The sequence below is a fragment of the Sphingomonas sp. 28-62-20 genome (assembly GCF_002281505.1).
In genome coordinates this window covers 148,831-163,739 of sequence record NZ_NCGH01000006.1, presented here as the reverse complement: position 1 = coordinate 163,739, position 14,909 = coordinate 148,831, and the positions used below count along the sequence as shown (strand labels likewise).

The following is a 14,909-nucleotide window of genomic DNA, read 5'->3' as shown; positions in this document are numbered from 1 at the left end:
TCAGGTAATACGCGTCTACCACCAAGCCCCCGGTCGCGCCGTAAACCCTGCCCGCTCTTCCAACGCCAGACATGCATTGAGCACGCCCTGCTCGTCCAGCGCACGGCCGATGATCTGCAACCCCAGAGGCAGCCCAGCCTTGTCGAGCCCGCCCGGCACGCTCATCGCGGGGAGGCCCGCGAGCGAGGACGGCACCGTGAAAACGTCGTTCAGATACATCGCGATCGGATCGGCGCTCTTCTCGCCCAATGCGAAGGCGGCACTTGGGGCGGTGGGGGTTAGCAGGTAATCGCACGCCTCGAACGCGCGATCGAAATCGCGGGCGATCAGCGTGCGGACCTTCGAAGCCTGTGTGAAGTACGCGTCGTAAAACCCAGCTGACAAAACATACGTACCGATCATGATCCGGCGCTTCACTTCATCGCCAAAGCCCGATGCGCGCGTCGCCGCATACATGTCCTGCAAGTTCGCGCCGTCGGGCAGGTCACGCAGGCCAAAGCGCACGCCGTCATAGCGCGCGAGGTTGGACGAGGCCTCCGCAGGCGCAATGATGTAATAGGCGGGCAGCGCATATTTGGTGTGCGGTAGCGACACCTCGACGATCTCGGCCCCCGCATCCTTCAACCAGTCGATGCCCTGCTGCCACAGTGCATCGATTTCGGGGGGCATATTATCGACGCGGTATTCCTTGGGGATGCCGATCCGCTTGCCCACCATGCTGGCATTAAGGCCAGCTTCCCATTTGGGCACTGGCAGGTTGAGCGAGGTCGAATCTTTCGGATCGAAGCCCGTCATATTCTCCAGCAGGATCGCGCAATCGCGCACGCTTCGCGCCATTGGCCCGGCCTGATCGAGCGACGAGGCGAACGCCACTACGCCCCAGCGCGAGCAGCGGCCATAGGTCGGCTTGATGCCCGAAATGCCGACAAAGGCGGCAGGCTGGCGGATCGAACCGCCGGTGTCGGTGCCGGTCGCACCCGGGCAGAGCCGCGCCGCGATAGCCGCTGACGAGCCACCCGACGAGCCGCCGGGCGCGAGCGGTGCATTGCCGCCGTCGCTGCGCCGCCACGGCGAGATGACATTGCCGAACGCGCTGGTTTCGTTCGACGATCCCATCGCGAACTGGTCCATGTTGAGTTTGCCGAGCATCCCCGCACCCGCCGCGAACAAATTGCCTGACACGGTGGACTCGTACTGCGGCGTAAAGCCTTCCAGGATCAGGCTGGCGGCGGTGGTCGGCACGCCTTTGGTGCAGAACAAATCCTTCATGCCGATCGGCACACCCGCCAGCGGCTTGAGGACTTCGCCCGCCGCGCGCGCGGCATCAGCTTCCTTGGCGGCAGCGATCGCATGATCAGGGGTTTCGACAAGGAAAGCGTTGAGGGGCTTGGCCTTGCTCACCTGAACGATGAACGCGTCGGCAACTTCGCGCGCCGAAAAACTGCCGCTGCGCACGCCATCACGAATGGCAGCAACGCCGAGATCGGTGAGGACGGTCATTATTCGATCACCTTCGGCACGGTGAAAAAGCCATGCTCCGCCTGGGGCGCGTTGGCGAGCACAGCGTCGCGGACATCGCCGTCCGTCACGACATCGTCGCGCAGCCGCAGGGTGTTGGCGATCACGGCGGTCATCGGCTCGACATCTTTCGTGTCGACCTCGCCGAGCTGCTCGATCCAGCCCATGATGTTTTCAAGCTCGGGCGCAATGCGCGCGGCTTCTTCCTCGGTGATCGCGATCCGGGCAAGGCTCGCAATCTTGCGGACGGTGGTGATGTCTACTGCCATGATGCCCTTGTGCTTGTCACAATATGTGACGGGCGGCTAGCATCGGACGCGCGCCTTGCGCAACCTATTCGAACGGTTCGCCGACGGGCTTGCCGTCGATATAGACTTGGCGGCGCGGAACCGGCCGGATTTCAAAGCCGCGCTTGGCAAGGGCATCTTTCAGCGCTTCATTATCTTCAGCGAGCCGAGCCGAGGATGGCGCAAAGCCGTTATCGCTCTTCCACTCTCCCTTGGCGTCGCGCCGCGTGACCTTCACATATGGCCGACATCGGTCACAGTCACTGATGACGAGTACTGCGGACGAGCCGCCGGGTTCGTACCAAAGCACGGCAGTGGCAGTGTCGTGGGCTCCAGCTTGGAAAGACAGCAGCAGCCCGTCCGGCAGTGGCACCTCGCGGGGCTGGACGCGGGTCCGCTTCGCAAGCGCGTCGGCGCCGTCCGCCATCGTTTCGATACTCGCCACATCCGAACGGTCGTTGGCCTTGATCGCGCCCCGGGCACGCTCGGCGGTGGTTGCGTTTGCGCTGCGGCTCAGCCGCGTGAGCGCGGCCCTGCCCGGCGCGCCAAAATCGAAGGCGAGTGCCGCCCAGTCGAACTTCTCAGGCTTGATTTTGCCCGATGTCAGCCTTGCAACCTGATCGGCCGTCGAAATCGCGTTGAAACTCAGGATCGGGGTGGCGAGGAACAGCGCCACCGCCGCCACTGCAAAACCGAGCAGCACATTGGCCGACCGTGCATAGGGCGCCCAATCGACCCGCCCGCGCGCCAGCGACACCAGATAGGCCAGGCCATAAGCACTCGCCAACACCACAAACGTCAGCGCCCAGAGCCGGTCGGGCGTAAAGCCATATTGATTGATTCGCAGTCCTGTCGCGATCGCCGCGATGATCACCAGCGGCAGCATCACCAGCGCGAGTATCATTGCCCCGAAGCGCAGCACCGGGTTCCGCGCTTCATCGTCGCCGCCATTGCCGATGACGGCATTGGCGAGAATCAGCGCCCCGATCACGCAGCTAAGCAGGATCGGCGTGGTCGATCGCGTCGCCTCCCACAGCGCGCCAAGCCCGGTAAAGGGGAGCGCGACAAGGAACAGCAACAAGCCTAGCCCTAGCACCGGCGCAAGCACGCCGAGTACTGCCGTCACCACCCGCTGCAACAGCCGCACGATCCGGTCGCGCTCGCGCAGCAACCCCACCGCGCCGCCAAAGGCTGCGCCAATCAGCAGCGCGATCACCCAGTCCTTCTGCAGCAGCTTGTCAAGGAAATCGATTCTAACCAGATTGAATAATGCCGCGAGCAGCCAGGCCATCGCAAACACAACGCCGACGAAAATCCAGCCAGCAAACCACAGAACAACATTGGTCCAGGCATGGCCGTGCAGATCGGCATAGGGGAAGTGCCACCGGCCCTCGTCGCGTGCGGTCTGAAAAATCGGGGCGGCGATGGCAATCGCCAGGAACAGGCTGGTCAGCCGCCAGTTCCAAAAATCGGGCGAGCCGCCCGGCGTCCCCTGCCAATAAACGATCAGCCCCGCCGCCAGACCAATCACGATTGTGAACGCAATCGCCCAGCCGAGTCGGACCTTTTCAGCGACGAACCCAAAGCCGACCGCCGCCGTACCGATGCCGATCGCCACCGCGACCCGATCAACCGGTGGGGCAGAACCCTGGCCAAGCAATTGCTGGATAGCCAGCGCAGCAGCGGCGCCAATGCCCGCCAGCAATAATGGCCGCACTGGCCATGCGCCACCTGCCGGGCCATCCTGCTCCGTGACAAAGGCATCCATGTCTGCAATTCCTTCTGGCACAGCCACCTTCTCCATAGCCGAAGCCGCGATTGCAGGCGACACATTCGTCGGGCACAGGAAACGCAGTTGCGATCGGCGGGCTTTTGCTGCACCGCACAATCATCCGGAGTATCTCGTTTGGCGCGCAAGTTTCTCTATCTGATGGCGGTCCTCATCGTCATGGTCATTGCTGGTCTTTTCGCGTTCAGGATGTTCGGCCCGCAGCTGATGCGGGTCGCCTTCGTGCCGTCGGCGCAGTTCGAGCGTCTGCCCGGCGTCAATTCGAGCGTCTATAAGAACGCGAACATGTGGCTGGCGCGCCCCGACAAGCCCGGCAATCCAGCGCTGTGGACACCGTCGGGCGAAAAGCCGGCCGCCAATCCGCAAGCCGTGATGTTCTTCATTCACCCGACCTCTTATCTTGACCGGACGAGCTGGAATGCCCCGCTTGGCGACAAAATCGCCAATGACAGGGCGGCGTTGTTCCTGCGCGGCCAGGCAAGCGCATTCAACGCCAGTGCCGCCATCTGGGCGCCGCGCTATCGCCAGGCGACCTTCGGGGCGTTCTTCACCGGCCTGGCGGAAGCGCAACAGGCGCTTGATCTCGCTTATGGTGATGTCAGCGCGGCATTCGACGAATTCCTGCGCGAAATCGGCCCCGATCGGCCCATCATTCTCGCGGGCCATAGCCAGGGCGCGCTCCACCTGATCCGGCTGCTGCGCGAACGGGTGGCGGGCAAGCCGATCGCCCGGCGGATCGTCGCTGCCTATGCCGTGGGCTGGCCAATCTCGCGCAACACCGATCTGCCCGTGCTCGGACTGCCCGAATGCAGCGCCGCCGATCAAACCGGCTGCATTCTGTCCTGGCAAAGCTTCGCAGAACCCGCCGATCCCAGCCTGATCCTCGATACGTACGATGCTTCGACCGGGCTGAACGGCGCGCCGCGCAAGGGCAGCGCGATGATCTGCACCAATCCGATTACCGGCACGCCGGGTGCGAGCGCGCCGGCAACCGCCAATCTCGGCACGTTGGTGCCATCAACCGACATGAAAACCGCCACGCTTGTCGCAGGCGGCCTTCCAGCGCGCTGCGACGGGCGCGGCTTTCTGCTAATCGGGCCGCCGCCTGCGCAAATTGGGCAATATGTGCTGCCCGGCAATAATTATCATGTGTTCGATTACAGCCTGTTCTGGGGTAATGTGCGGGCCGATGCCGCGCGGCGGCTGGCCGCGTTTGGCAAAAAGTGATCACCACCGCCGCCGCTGATTTTCGCGCTGTCCTTCCCCATGGCGGGCGACTGATCGGGCTTGATGTCGGCACCAAGACGGTCGGCACCGCGCTTGCCGATGCCGGGTGGAGCTTCGCCTCACCTGCCCTGCTGATCCGGCGCACCAAATTCACCGCCGACAAGGCCGCGATCGTCGCGCTGATCACGCAGCAATCAGTGGTTGGGATCGTCATCGGCCTGCCGCTCAATCTCGACGGCACGGATAGCCCGCGCACCCAATCTACGCGCGCCTTTGCGCGCAATATGGACGATCTGGGCCTGCCGATTTTGCTGTGGGACGAACGTTGGTCAACCCAGGCGGTCGAACGCCAGATGATCGCTGAGGATATCAGCCGCGCCAAACGCGCCGAACGAATCGACAAGATCGCCGCCAGCTACATCCTGCAAGGCGCGATCGATGCGCTAATGATGGGCTGAGATGAGGTCAGTCCGCGTTTGTCGATCAAGGTGAGCCGACAGGCCAGATCAGCCTCCCCACTGGCGACCATCCAGGCGTCTCCAGCTTCGACAATCCCGGTCGTGAAGACGATGTTGTCCAGATACATCAGAATCTTGATCGGATCAGTGAGCGTTGGCACAGGCTCAATCAGCGGCGCATTCCCGCCGGCAATCGTCCGCCAAGGTTCATCGCGATCAAGCAGCGACCAATAGGTGCGATAGATACCCACGCCCCCATCCGGCTCCACCCCATGCCACAGGCTCAGCCATCCAGCGGGCGTCAGGATCGGCGGGGCACCACCGCCGATGCGCACCGCGGTCGGCATCGCGACTGCCGGGCGGATACCGGGCTGCGCATGCGGCTTCCAGTGGCGCGCATCGGGCGAGGTGGCGAGGTTGATCGATGGCCCCGCGCACCACGGACTGTCCGGCGGATAGGTGAAATAGCCATCGCCCAGCGGCCGGGTCTGCGCCCAATATTGGCTGCCGATCAGCCCCTGGAAGATCAGCATGTCCTTGTTCTGGTGATCAAGCACGATCCCCTCAAGCTGCCAGTCAAGCGCATCGGCTGAGCTATAGAGGATGGTACATTGGCGTTCCGGGCTGACCGCGCAGGCAGTCATCAAATATTGATCGCCAACCCGAGCAATCCGCGCATCTTCAATACCATAGCATTGATAGGGCGCGATCGGCGCAATCGCGCGGTCATAATGCACCGCAACCACGGCATCGCCCTCCGCCGTCAATTCAACGGGTAAAAGCCAGGACAGGGAGGTAAGCCCGAACAATGGCCAGTCCTGGCCATAGCGCCTGAAATTGCGCGGATCGCTGGTGTCGACAGCATCAAGCGGCCAGGCATCGAGCCGATAACACTCATCTGCCCAGCGGATCGCATGGACATGGCCGTTCCAAATCGGCGTCCGGAGTGCCTCCGCCACCCGCACCATCAGCAGCAAATGGCCATTGGCCAGCCGCGCCAGCCCCGGGTTGAACGCGCCCAGCACATAGGTTTCGGCATCGACGCGACCCGAAAGCGGCGATCGTGACAGATCAACGTCATTCGGCGTGAAAACCAGTCTGTCGAGCAAAATCATCCGGTTTTCCTTTGCCGCCGACCCTTTGGCTGGCAAAGAACCAGACGGTTCACGCCACGACAGGTTCCCGCGCAACCCCCGCCAGCAGGCGGTCGATTGCCGCCGTCGCTTCAGGCTCATCCAGCGTCGGCGCATGGCCGACATCAGGCACCGTCACCAAGGCAGCATCGCCCAGCACCGCCGCCATCCGTTCCGCGACCGGCGCGGGCAAAATATCAGACAGGCCACCGCGAACGATCAGCACCGGGATTTCCGACAACCGATTAAGCGCTTGCCACATATCCGGCCCCGCCTCATTCCCCGGCAGCCGGAACGGTTCGGCGATCTTCATATCATAATCGAGCACAATCCGGCCCGACGCATTGAGTCGATAGAGCCGCTTGGCCATCGCCAGCCAATCGCCAATCTCATAATGCGGGTAGGCATCGGCATTGCTCTCAGCCACGGCACGTGCGGCGTGCATCCAGGTGGGCCAAGCGCTGGTCTTGCCAACATAGGAACGGATTCGCGACAAACCGATCGGATCAATCTCTGGCCCGACATCATTCAGCACCGCGCCAACGATCGTCTCGCGCGCGGCCCCCGCCAGCAGCATCGTCACAATCCCGCCCAGCGATGTGCCGATTGCCAAATAGCGCGTACAGCCAAGCTCGCCGAGCAGCTTTTCGACATCCTGCACATAGACAAGCGGCACATAGCTCATCGGATCCTTGGCATAGCCGCTGTCGCCCCGCCCGCGGAAATCAACGACAACCACGCGCCATTCGGCCGAAAGCCGCTGCGCCAGCGTATCGAAATCGCGCGCGTTGCGGGTCAGGCCCGGCAGGCAGAGGATGGGTGGTCGCCCAGCAGCGGCGACGGGATCGCGTGGCGCATAATCGCGCGCGTGCAGCCGGATCCCATCGTTCGACCACCAATATCGATTTTCATATGCAGCCATGGTTGCGTCCTTGCGCGCCTAGCCTCCATATCGCCGGATGACCGCCAACCCGCAACCCGCCGCATTCCGCCCTGCCACCGCGATTCTGTCGCTGGGGGACAGTTTCTATGATTCTGTGACAGCAGCGCCGTTCCCGCAAACGATCCTGCGCTTTCGCAATGATCGGGCGGCCGCGACTGTCGGGCTCGATTCGCTGAGTGATGTGGCATGGGTCGCGCATTTCGGTCGGTTCGCGCCGCTGCCCGGCAGCCTGACGACGCCGCTGGCCTTGCGCTATCACGGCCACCAGTTTCGCAATTATAATCCCGAAATTGGCGATGGCCGTGGTTTCCTGTTTGCCCAGATGCGCGATGATCAGGGCCGACTGATGGACCTGGGCACCAAGGGATCGGGGCAGACCCCGTGGAGCCGTTTTGGTGACGGTAGATTGACGCTGAAAGGCGGCGTTCGCGAGATTTTGGCGACCGAGATGCTCGAAGCATTGGGCGTTTCGACTTCGCGCAGCTTTTCGCTGATCGAGACCGGTGAAGCGCTGGAGCGCAATGATGAACCCTCCCCCACGCGCGGCGCGGTCCTCGTCCGGCTCAACCACGGCCATATCCGCATCGGCACCTTCCAGCGGCTGGCCTATATGCGCGACGAAGACGGGATGCGGCGACTGACCGATTATGTGCTCGGCCATTATTTTGGCGATTTCAGCGAGGGCGACGACGGCCCGGTGCGCCTGCTTGATCATGTCGTGCGGCGCACAGCGCGGCTCGCGGGGCAGTTCATGGCGGCGGGCTTTGTCCACGGCGTGCTCAACAGCGACAACATCAACGTCACTGGCGAAAGCTTTGATTACGGGCCGTGGCGCTTCAATCCCAGCTGGGATCCCGATTTCACCGCCGCCTATTTCGATCATGCCGGTCTGTACGCCTTTGGCCGCCAGCCCGAGGCAATTTATTGGGATGTCATGCAATTGGCCGTGTCGCTGCGGCTGATTTCCCCGGCTGAACCCTTGATCGCGGTGCTCGATAGCTTCGGCGATCATTATCAACCCGCCGTGACGGGCGCCATCCTGTGGCGGCTGGGCGTGGTGCCGCGGTCCAGTGCCGATGATCGAGCGCTGATTCAGGCGATGGAACCCGCCTTGCGCGCAGCCGAAACGCCGCTTGATCGATTTTTCCAGGCCAGCTTCGGTGGCCAGATCCCCGACAGCTTCGGTCCCGGCTTTACCGAGGCAAGGGCTATAGCGGCGCATTACACGCCACGAAAACCCCGCGACCACGGCTATTGGCAAGAACAAGCCCCTTGTTCGATGCTGATCGATGAAGTCGAATCGATCTGGTCCGACATCGCAGAGCGCGATGACTGGGCAGCACTGCATGCCAAGGTCGTGAAAATCCGCGAATTCGGCGCCGCGCTTGCTGACTGAATGACGCCAGTTGGCATTCTCTATTAAAATCGGGCAAGAGCGCGCATCAATCGAGAAGAAAGACCCAATGGTTGGACAGGAAATCGTCTCCATCGAACCCGCAACCGGGGCCATTTTGTGGCGCCAGATGCCCGGTGACGCCGATACTGAAATAGCCATTGCGCGCGCCAGCTGGGCAGGCTGGGCAGCGCAACCGCTCGCCTGCCGGCTTGAAGTGCTGCGCCGCTTTGCCAATGTCGTGCGCGCCAAGGCAGAACCCTTTGCGGATTTGATCGCGCGCGAAACCGGCAAACCTTTGTGGGAGGCGCGAACCGAGGTCGATTCGGTGATCGCCAAGGTCAATATCTCGGCCACCGCCTATGCCGAGCGCAGCGCCCAGCGAAAAATCGAATCGCAAGGCGGCCGGCTCGCGGTTCGCCACAAGCCGCACGGCGTGCTGGCGGTGCTTGGCCCCTATAATTTCCCGGCCCATCTGCCCAACGGCCATATCATTCCCGCCTTGCTGGCCGGCAATGCCGTGGTGTTCAAGCCGTCGGAGAAGACCCCGGCGACGGGCGCGTTCCTGGTGGATTGCTTGCGCGAGGCGGGCGTCCCCGATGGCTGTATCCGGCTGCTGATCGGCGGCCCTGCAGAGGGCAAGGCATTGGCGGGGCATCCCGACATCGACGGGCTGTTATTTACGGGATCGGCCCGCACCGGCATCGCGCTTAACCGCGCCTTTGCTGATAAGCCCGAAAAAATCCTTGCGCTCGAAATGGGCGGCAACAACCCGATTTTGGTGTGGGATGCGCCTGATCTTGCCTCGGCAGCCGTGCTCATCGTCCAATCGGCCTTTACCAGCGCTGGCCAGCGCTGCACCGCCGCGCGGCGCCTGATCGTCGATGAACGGCTCCACCAGCCGCTAATGGCCGAACTGTCGAAACTGCTCGATCGGCTGATCGTTGGCGATCCGCATGCTGATCCACAGCCGTTCATGGGTCCGGTGATCGACAATGAAGCCGCCGATCTGCTGACCGAAAGCTTCGTGACGTTGATGTCGCGCGGGGGGCGACCGGTGCGGCACATGCAGCGCCCGATCGACGACCGCCCTTTCCTCACCCCCGGCGTGATCGACGTCACCGAGATGAACGATCGTCCCGATATCGAATTGTTCGGCCCGATTCTGCAAGTCGTCCGCACCGCCAGCTTTGAAGACGCCATCGTCGAAGCGAACAATACCCGTTACGGCCTCGCCGCCTCGCTCGTGAGCCAGGACCCGGCTCTGTACGATCAGTTCTGGGCCAATGCCCGCGCCGGAATCGTCAACTGGAACAAGCCGACCAATGGGGCGTCGTCGTCCGCGCCCTTCGGGGGCATCGGCTGGTCGGGCAACCACCGCCCGAGCGCCTATTATGCCGCCGATTATTGCGCCTATCCGGTCGTGTCCTCCGAAGCAGACCAGGCACGCGCAACGATTGGCATCGGGCTTAAGGACGCCTGAAAAGCTAGGCTACGTCGCCCCCAAGCAGCCCTGAGTTGCACCCAACACCCAGGGCGATCATTAGGCCAGTCATGATGACCGATTTCTCCACCTCTATCGGTAGCGTGCTGCTCGTCGGCGCCGGCCCGGGTGACCCAGGCCTGCTGACCGTCGCGGCGCGCGATGCGATCCTCGCGGCCGACCTGATCGTGCATGACGGGCTGGTTGATCAGCGCATTCTCGACCTCGCGCCTGCCACCTCGCGCGTTTCGGTCGCCAAGAGCCGCAGCCGACACACGATGCGCCAGGAAGCGATCAACGACCTGCTCGTTGCCGAGGCAAAGCGCGGCAAACGCGTGGTGCGGCTGAAGGGCGGCGATCCCTTCATCTTTGGGCGCGGCGGTGAAGAGGCCAATGCCTGCTTGGCCGCTGGTGTGCCCGTCCATGTCATCCCCGGCATTTCGGCGGCGATGGGGGCGGCCGCCGGTGCGCTGATGCCGCTCACGCACCGATCGGTATCAAGCGCGGTCACCTTTGTGGCGGGGCAGTGCCAGGGACTGTCCGAACAGAATTGGGCAGGCCTAGCCGGCAAGGGCCGCACCCTGGTGATCTATATGGGCGTCGCCACATCCGATCTGATCGCCGACAAGCTGATCGCTGAGGGAGTGGCCCCCGACATGCCTGTCGCCGTGCTCGAAAATGGCACCCGGCCTAATGCCCGTGCCGTGCGTACACTCCTCGCCGATCTCGGCGCGATGATCGCGCGCGAAGGCGTCAAGAGCCCGGCAGTGATCGTCGTCGGCGACGTTGCCGCGCGCGGTTCGGCATTCGACGCGCTCCAATCCCTTGCCATCGCAGCGGAGGCTATTTCGTGAAGATCTTGACCGGTAATGATCTATCTTCGGGCGATGTCGTCTGGTGGAGCGGCACCGGCTGGTCGCGCCATGTCGAGGACGCGGCCGATGTCGGCGAAGGCGGTGAGAGCATCGCCCGCGCTGAGGAAGGCGCGCGCCGCGTCAACGTGCCCTATGTGATCGATGCGGAAGCTACCCCCGATGGCCCCCGCCCTGCGCACATCAAGGATCGCGTCCGCGCGCTTGGCCCCACCGTCCGCCCCGATCTGACGCTAAAGCCCGCCGACCCATTAGCCGGCGAATGGGTGATATGATGGTCCCCCGCCTTCTGCTGGCAATTGCGATGGCGACCGCGGCGCCAGCGGCGCTGGCTGCCCCCTCTGCCGGACCAACAGCCCAAGCGACCAAAGCCCCGACGCTGCACGTCACTCACACATATTTACGCGCCGCCCCCGGCAAGCGCGCCGCGCTGATCGCCTATATCAAGCAAAACTGGTTCGCGATGGACCGCGCCGGGATCGATCAGGGGCTGTTCACGAGCTATGCGCTGCTGGAGCGGGCAGATGACAGCGACGCCGACTGGGATGTCATCGTCGCGGTCGGTTATCCGACGGCGCAAGGCCATGATGCGCCCGGCGTCGCTGATGCCTTCAAGGCCATCCGGGCCGCGCACCGCGAAATCAAGATCGACGGACTCGGCCTGGCTGAACTGGGCACAATCGTCCGCCACTATCCGCTCACCCTTGTTGATCAGGGCCGATAACCGACATGTATAAATATGACCATTTCGATCAGGCGATCGTCGATGCCCGCGTCGAGGAATTTCGCGATCAGGTAAGCCGTCGCCTCTCCGGCGCGATGAGCGAGGATCAGTTCAAGCCGCTCAGGCTCATGAACGGCCTCTACCTACAGCTCCATGCCTATATGCTGCGCGTCGCCATTCCATATGGCACGCTCGACAGCCGCCAGATGCGGATGCTCGGGCATATCGCGCGCAAATATGATCGCGGCTATGGCCATTTCACCACGCGGCAGAATCTCCAGTTCAACTGGATCAAGCTCGCCGACACGCCCGATATCCTCGCCGAGCTCGCGACCGTCGAGATGCATGCCATCCAGACCAGCGGCAACTGCATCCGCAACATCAGTTCGGACCAATATGCAGGCGCCGCCGCCGATGAAGTCACTGACCCGCGCCCCTGGGCCGAGCTGCTGCGGCAGTGGAGCACTTTCCACCCCGAATTCAGCTATCTCCCGCGCAAGTTCAAGATCGCGGTAATCGCAGCAGATGAGGATCGCGCGGCGATGCGGCTGCATGATATCGGCATCCAGCTACTTGAGCGTGACGGCGTGCTCGGTGCCAAGATTTTCGTGGGCGGCGGGATGGGCCGCACGCCGATGATCGGCCCGGAAATCAAGGATTTTATCACCGCCGAAGACCTGCTCAGCTATCTCGAGGCGTGCCTGCGCGTCTACAACCGCTACGGTCGGCGGGACAATATGTACAAGGCGCGGATTAAGATCCTGATCCATGAAATCGGCGCCGATTCCTATCGCCAGCAGGTCGAGGCGGAATTTGTCCAGGTGAAGGCGCTCGGCATCGATCCGCCCGCTGCTGAGCTTGCGCGGATCACCGCGATGTTCGCGCCGCCCGCGTTCGAGACCGATGCTGCCGACACCATCGACCGCAGCGATCCCGATTTCTCGGTCTGGCTCGACCAAAACGTCAAGCGCCATAAGGCACCCGGCTATGCCATCGTCAATATCAGCCTGAAGCCGATTGGTGGCATCCCCGGCGATGCCAGTGCCGAACAGATCGACCTGATGGCCGATCTCGCCGAGCGCTACGCGTTCGATGAACTGCGCGTCACTCATGCCCAGAACATCGTCCTGCCGCATGTCCGCAAGGCCGATCTCTACGCTGTGTGGGCCGCACTCAGCGACGCGGGTCTGGCAAGCGCCAATCTCGATCTGATCAGCGATATCATCGCCTGCCCCGGTCTCGATTATTGCAGCCTGGCCAATGCCCGGTCGATCCCGGTCGCGCAGAAAATCGCCCAGCGCTTCGGCGATCTCGGTCGCCAGCGCGACCTTGGGGAGTTGAAGCTCAAAATCTCGGGCTGCATCAACGCCTGCGGCCACCACCATGCCGGGCATATCGGCATCCTTGGCGTCGACAAAAAGGGCACCGAAAACTACCAGCTCTCGCTCGGTGGATCGGGCGCGGACGATGTCAGCATCGGCAAGATTACCGGCCCCGGCTTTGACGAGGACGGTGTGGTCGATGCGGTCGAAAAAGTCACCGACGTCTATCTCGCCACCCGCACCGAGGGCGAGCGTTTCCTCGACACCTATCGCCGCATTGGCATCGAGCCCTTCAAGGAGGCGATCTATGGGTGACACCGTTAGCATGCCGACGTCCGTCGGCGGATTGCTGCGTTTCCGGGACGATCCGGCGCATGACGAACCCGCGATCACCCTCGACAGCTTTGTCCAGGGCCAGTCCAACGCTACCGCCGTCCGCATCGAGGCGGGTGATGATGCGCGCGCACTGATCCCGCATCTCGGCCAGCTCGCGCTGATCGAGGTGAGCTTCCCGGCGTTCCGCGACGGGCGCGGTTATTCCGCCGGCCGGGTGCTCCGCGAGGCGGGCTATCCCGGCGAACTCCGCGCGGCGGGCGATGTGCTGGTCGACCAGATTCCGTTGATGCGTCGCTGCGGGTTTGACAGTTTCGCACCCCAGGCCCCTGTGGACGAAGCGGTGCTGAAGGCGTCACTCGAGCGCTATGACAACGCCTATCAGGCTGCTGCCGACAGCGTCGTGCCGGTTTGGAAGCTGCGGCATGGCTAAGACGCTCGCCCGCGCCGTCGATATGATCGACAGCGCGCCGCGCTTTACAGCGGCGGATGTGGCAGCGCTCAATGCGCGCTTCGCTGATGTCGATGCGCGGGAAATGCTGGCGGCGGTGCTGGCCGAAGGATTGATAGGCCGGGCAGCAATCGTTTCCTCGTTCGGCGCAGAATCGGCGGTGTTGCTGCATTTGGTCTCAAGCATCGATCCGTCCGTGCCGGTGCTCTTTCTTGAGACGGGCAAGCATTTCCCCGAAACACTCGCCTATCGCGACCAGCTCGCCAGCCAGCTCGGAATCACCGATCTGCGCAACTTGACGCCCGATGCCGACGCTATCGTCAAACGCGACGAAAGTGGCCTGCGCTGGTCTTTTGACCCGGATGGCTGTTGCGAAATCCGCAAGGTCAAGCCGCTCTCCGCCGCCCTTGCGGGGTTCGACACGACAATTACGGGGCGAAAAGGCTTCCAGTCGGCGACCCGCGCCAATCTCCACCGGTTCGAAATTGATACCAGCGACACGGCTGGACGCCTCAAGATCAATCCGCTCGCCAGCTGGTCAAAAGCCGATCTCGACGCCTATGTCGCCGCGCAGCATCTCCCGCCGCACCCATTGGTAGACGCAGGCTATCTCTCGATCGGCTGCGCGCCCTGCACCAGCAAGGTCCTACCCGGCGAGGACGCCCGCGCGGGTCGCTGGCGCGGTTGGGAAAAGGTAGAATGCGGCATCCACGTGCCCGAAAAGCCGGGCGAAGAGCCGAGCTTTTAGGCTGGTTTCCGGTCTAACAGGATTAGCTCCAAGCGCGCCTTTGTCTTCTGCCGTTCCGTAAGCGCAGAACGTGATGAAACATCGGCAACATTTGTCTCGGCGCCCGTGCGAATTAAGGACGCCGCTGGATAAGGGCGCTCCCTTGGTAAGGACAGCTTTCTTCGGCCCTTATCTGTTATTCAAAAATTTCATCGAAACACAAGATCCATAAAATACAGCCGGAATTAT

At 62.9% G+C, this 14,909-nt stretch carries 15 protein-coding genes; 10 read left to right on the top strand and 5 right to left on the bottom strand.

What is annotated here, in order from left to right:
• Positions 1-15: 15 nt before the first annotated feature.
• The 3 genes from gatA to B7Y43_RS06405 all read right to left on the bottom strand — a co-directional run bounded on the left by gatA (position 16) and on the right by B7Y43_RS06405 (position 3,573).
• Positions 16-1,500 (bottom strand): Asp-tRNA(Asn)/Glu-tRNA(Gln) amidotransferase subunit GatA, encoded by a 1,485-nt coding sequence (gene gatA, locus B7Y43_RS06415; RefSeq protein WP_374130788.1) that lies wholly within the window; start codon positions 1,498-1,500, stop codon positions 16-18.
• Complete coding sequence (gatC, locus tag B7Y43_RS06410; protein WP_374130787.1) at positions 1,500-1,787, bottom strand: aspartyl/glutamyl-tRNA amidotransferase subunit C; 288 nt, start codon at positions 1,785-1,787, stop codon at positions 1,500-1,502. The genes gatA and gatC overlap by 1 nt, the downstream gene beginning before the upstream one ends.
• Before the next feature lie 64 nt (positions 1,788-1,851).
• Complete coding sequence (locus B7Y43_RS06405; protein ID WP_374130786.1) at positions 1,852-3,573, bottom strand: DUF4153 domain-containing protein; 1,722 nt, start codon at positions 3,571-3,573, stop codon at positions 1,852-1,854.
• A 138-nt stretch (positions 3,574-3,711) separates the two neighbouring features.
• Between B7Y43_RS06405 and B7Y43_RS06400 the strand changes: the two genes are divergently transcribed.
• On the top strand, positions 3,712-4,821 hold the full coding sequence (locus B7Y43_RS06400) for a DUF3089 domain-containing protein (protein WP_374130785.1): 1,110 nt from the start codon (positions 3,712-3,714) through the stop codon (positions 4,819-4,821).
• Positions 4,818-5,279 (top strand): RuvX/YqgF family protein, encoded by a 462-nt coding sequence (gene ruvX / locus B7Y43_RS06395; RefSeq protein ID WP_374130784.1) that lies wholly within the window; start codon positions 4,818-4,820, stop codon positions 5,277-5,279. Before B7Y43_RS06400 ends, ruvX begins: the two co-directional genes overlap by 4 nt.
• Here the strand turns inward: ruvX and B7Y43_RS06390 are convergent.
• The gene (locus B7Y43_RS06390) at positions 5,237-6,394 is read right to left on the bottom strand and encodes a glycosidase (RefSeq protein ID WP_374130783.1); all 1,158 of its coding nucleotides are present in this window, start codon (positions 6,392-6,394) and stop codon (positions 5,237-5,239) included. The two genes, ruvX and B7Y43_RS06390, sit on opposite strands and share 43 nt — an antisense overlap.
• 49 nt (positions 6,395-6,443) lie before the next feature.
• Positions 6,444-7,334: an alpha/beta fold hydrolase gene (locus tag B7Y43_RS06385; protein WP_374130782.1), complete on the bottom strand. Its 891-nt coding sequence runs from the start codon at positions 7,332-7,334 to the stop codon at positions 6,444-6,446.
• A gap of 37 nt (positions 7,335-7,371) precedes the next feature.
• On the opposite strand from B7Y43_RS06385, the gene B7Y43_RS06380 reads away from it, so the two are divergent.
• From B7Y43_RS06380 to B7Y43_RS06345, 8 genes are all read left to right on the top strand, one after another.
• Entirely contained in the window at positions 7,372-8,751 is a 1,380-nt protein-coding gene (locus B7Y43_RS06380) for a protein adenylyltransferase SelO family protein (protein WP_374130781.1), read from the top strand.
• Positions 8,752-8,818: 67 nt separating this feature from the next.
• Positions 8,819-10,231, top strand: a complete 1,413-nt coding sequence (gene astD / locus B7Y43_RS06375) for a succinylglutamate-semialdehyde dehydrogenase (RefSeq protein ID WP_374130780.1) — start codon at positions 8,819-8,821, stop codon at positions 10,229-10,231.
• Positions 10,232-10,302: 71 nt separating this feature from the next.
• On the top strand, positions 10,303-11,085 hold the full coding sequence (cobA, locus tag B7Y43_RS06370; RefSeq protein WP_374130779.1) for a uroporphyrinogen-III C-methyltransferase: 783 nt from the start codon (positions 10,303-10,305) through the stop codon (positions 11,083-11,085).
• Complete coding sequence (locus B7Y43_RS06365; protein WP_374130778.1) at positions 11,082-11,378, top strand: DUF2849 domain-containing protein; 297 nt, start codon at positions 11,082-11,084, stop codon at positions 11,376-11,378. The genes cobA and B7Y43_RS06365 overlap by 4 nt, the downstream gene beginning before the upstream one ends.
• Complete coding sequence (locus B7Y43_RS06360) at positions 11,375-11,827, top strand: hypothetical protein (protein WP_374130777.1); 453 nt, start codon at positions 11,375-11,377, stop codon at positions 11,825-11,827. The genes B7Y43_RS06365 and B7Y43_RS06360 overlap by 4 nt, the downstream gene beginning before the upstream one ends.
• A 5-nt stretch (positions 11,828-11,832) precedes the next feature.
• A complete protein-coding gene (locus tag B7Y43_RS06355; RefSeq protein ID WP_374130776.1) occupies positions 11,833-13,464 on the top strand; it encodes a nitrite/sulfite reductase in 1,632 nt (543 codons plus the stop codon).
• Positions 13,457-13,915 carry a DUF934 domain-containing protein gene (locus tag B7Y43_RS06350; RefSeq protein WP_374130775.1) on the top strand — a complete coding sequence of 153 codons (459 nt, stop codon included), beginning with the start codon at positions 13,457-13,459 and terminating at the stop codon, positions 13,913-13,915. The genes B7Y43_RS06355 and B7Y43_RS06350 overlap by 8 nt, the downstream gene beginning before the upstream one ends.
• Positions 13,908-14,681: a phosphoadenylyl-sulfate reductase gene (locus tag B7Y43_RS06345; RefSeq protein ID WP_374130774.1), complete on the top strand. Its 774-nt coding sequence runs from the start codon at positions 13,908-13,910 to the stop codon at positions 14,679-14,681. The genes B7Y43_RS06350 and B7Y43_RS06345 overlap by 8 nt, the downstream gene beginning before the upstream one ends.
• The last annotated feature ends 228 nt before the right edge of the window (positions 14,682-14,909 follow it).

Bases quoted from the DNA above. Each gene is read 5' to 3' on its own strand.
- astD (WP_374130780.1), top strand. From the start codon at position 8,819: ATGGTTGGACAGGAAATCGTCTCCATCGAACCCGCAACCGGGGCCATT.
- B7Y43_RS06380 (WP_374130781.1), top strand. From the start codon at position 7,372: ATGACCGCCAACCCGCAACCCGCCGCATTCCGCCCTGCCACCGCGATT.
- B7Y43_RS06390 (WP_374130783.1), bottom strand. From the start codon at position 6,394: ATGATTTTGCTCGACAGACTGGTTTTCACGCCGAATGACGTTGATCTG.
- B7Y43_RS06405 (WP_374130786.1), bottom strand. From the start codon at position 3,573: ATGGATGCCTTTGTCACGGAGCAGGATGGCCCGGCAGGTGGCGCATGG.
- B7Y43_RS06355 (WP_374130776.1), top strand. From the start codon at position 11,833: ATGTATAAATATGACCATTTCGATCAGGCGATCGTCGATGCCCGCGTC.
- B7Y43_RS06345 (WP_374130774.1), top strand. From the start codon at position 13,908: ATGGCTAAGACGCTCGCCCGCGCCGTCGATATGATCGACAGCGCGCCG.
- B7Y43_RS06385 (WP_374130782.1), bottom strand. From the start codon at position 7,334: ATGGCTGCATATGAAAATCGATATTGGTGGTCGAACGATGGGATCCGG.
- gatA (WP_374130788.1), bottom strand. From the start codon at position 1,500: ATGACCGTCCTCACCGATCTCGGCGTTGCTGCCATTCGTGATGGCGTG.
- B7Y43_RS06360 (WP_374130777.1), top strand. From the start codon at position 11,375: ATGATGGTCCCCCGCCTTCTGCTGGCAATTGCGATGGCGACCGCGGCG.
- cobA (WP_374130779.1), top strand. From the start codon at position 10,303: ATGATGACCGATTTCTCCACCTCTATCGGTAGCGTGCTGCTCGTCGGC.
- gatC (WP_374130787.1), bottom strand. From the start codon at position 1,787: ATGGCAGTAGACATCACCACCGTCCGCAAGATTGCGAGCCTTGCCCGG.
- B7Y43_RS06350 (WP_374130775.1), top strand. From the start codon at position 13,457: ATGGGTGACACCGTTAGCATGCCGACGTCCGTCGGCGGATTGCTGCGT.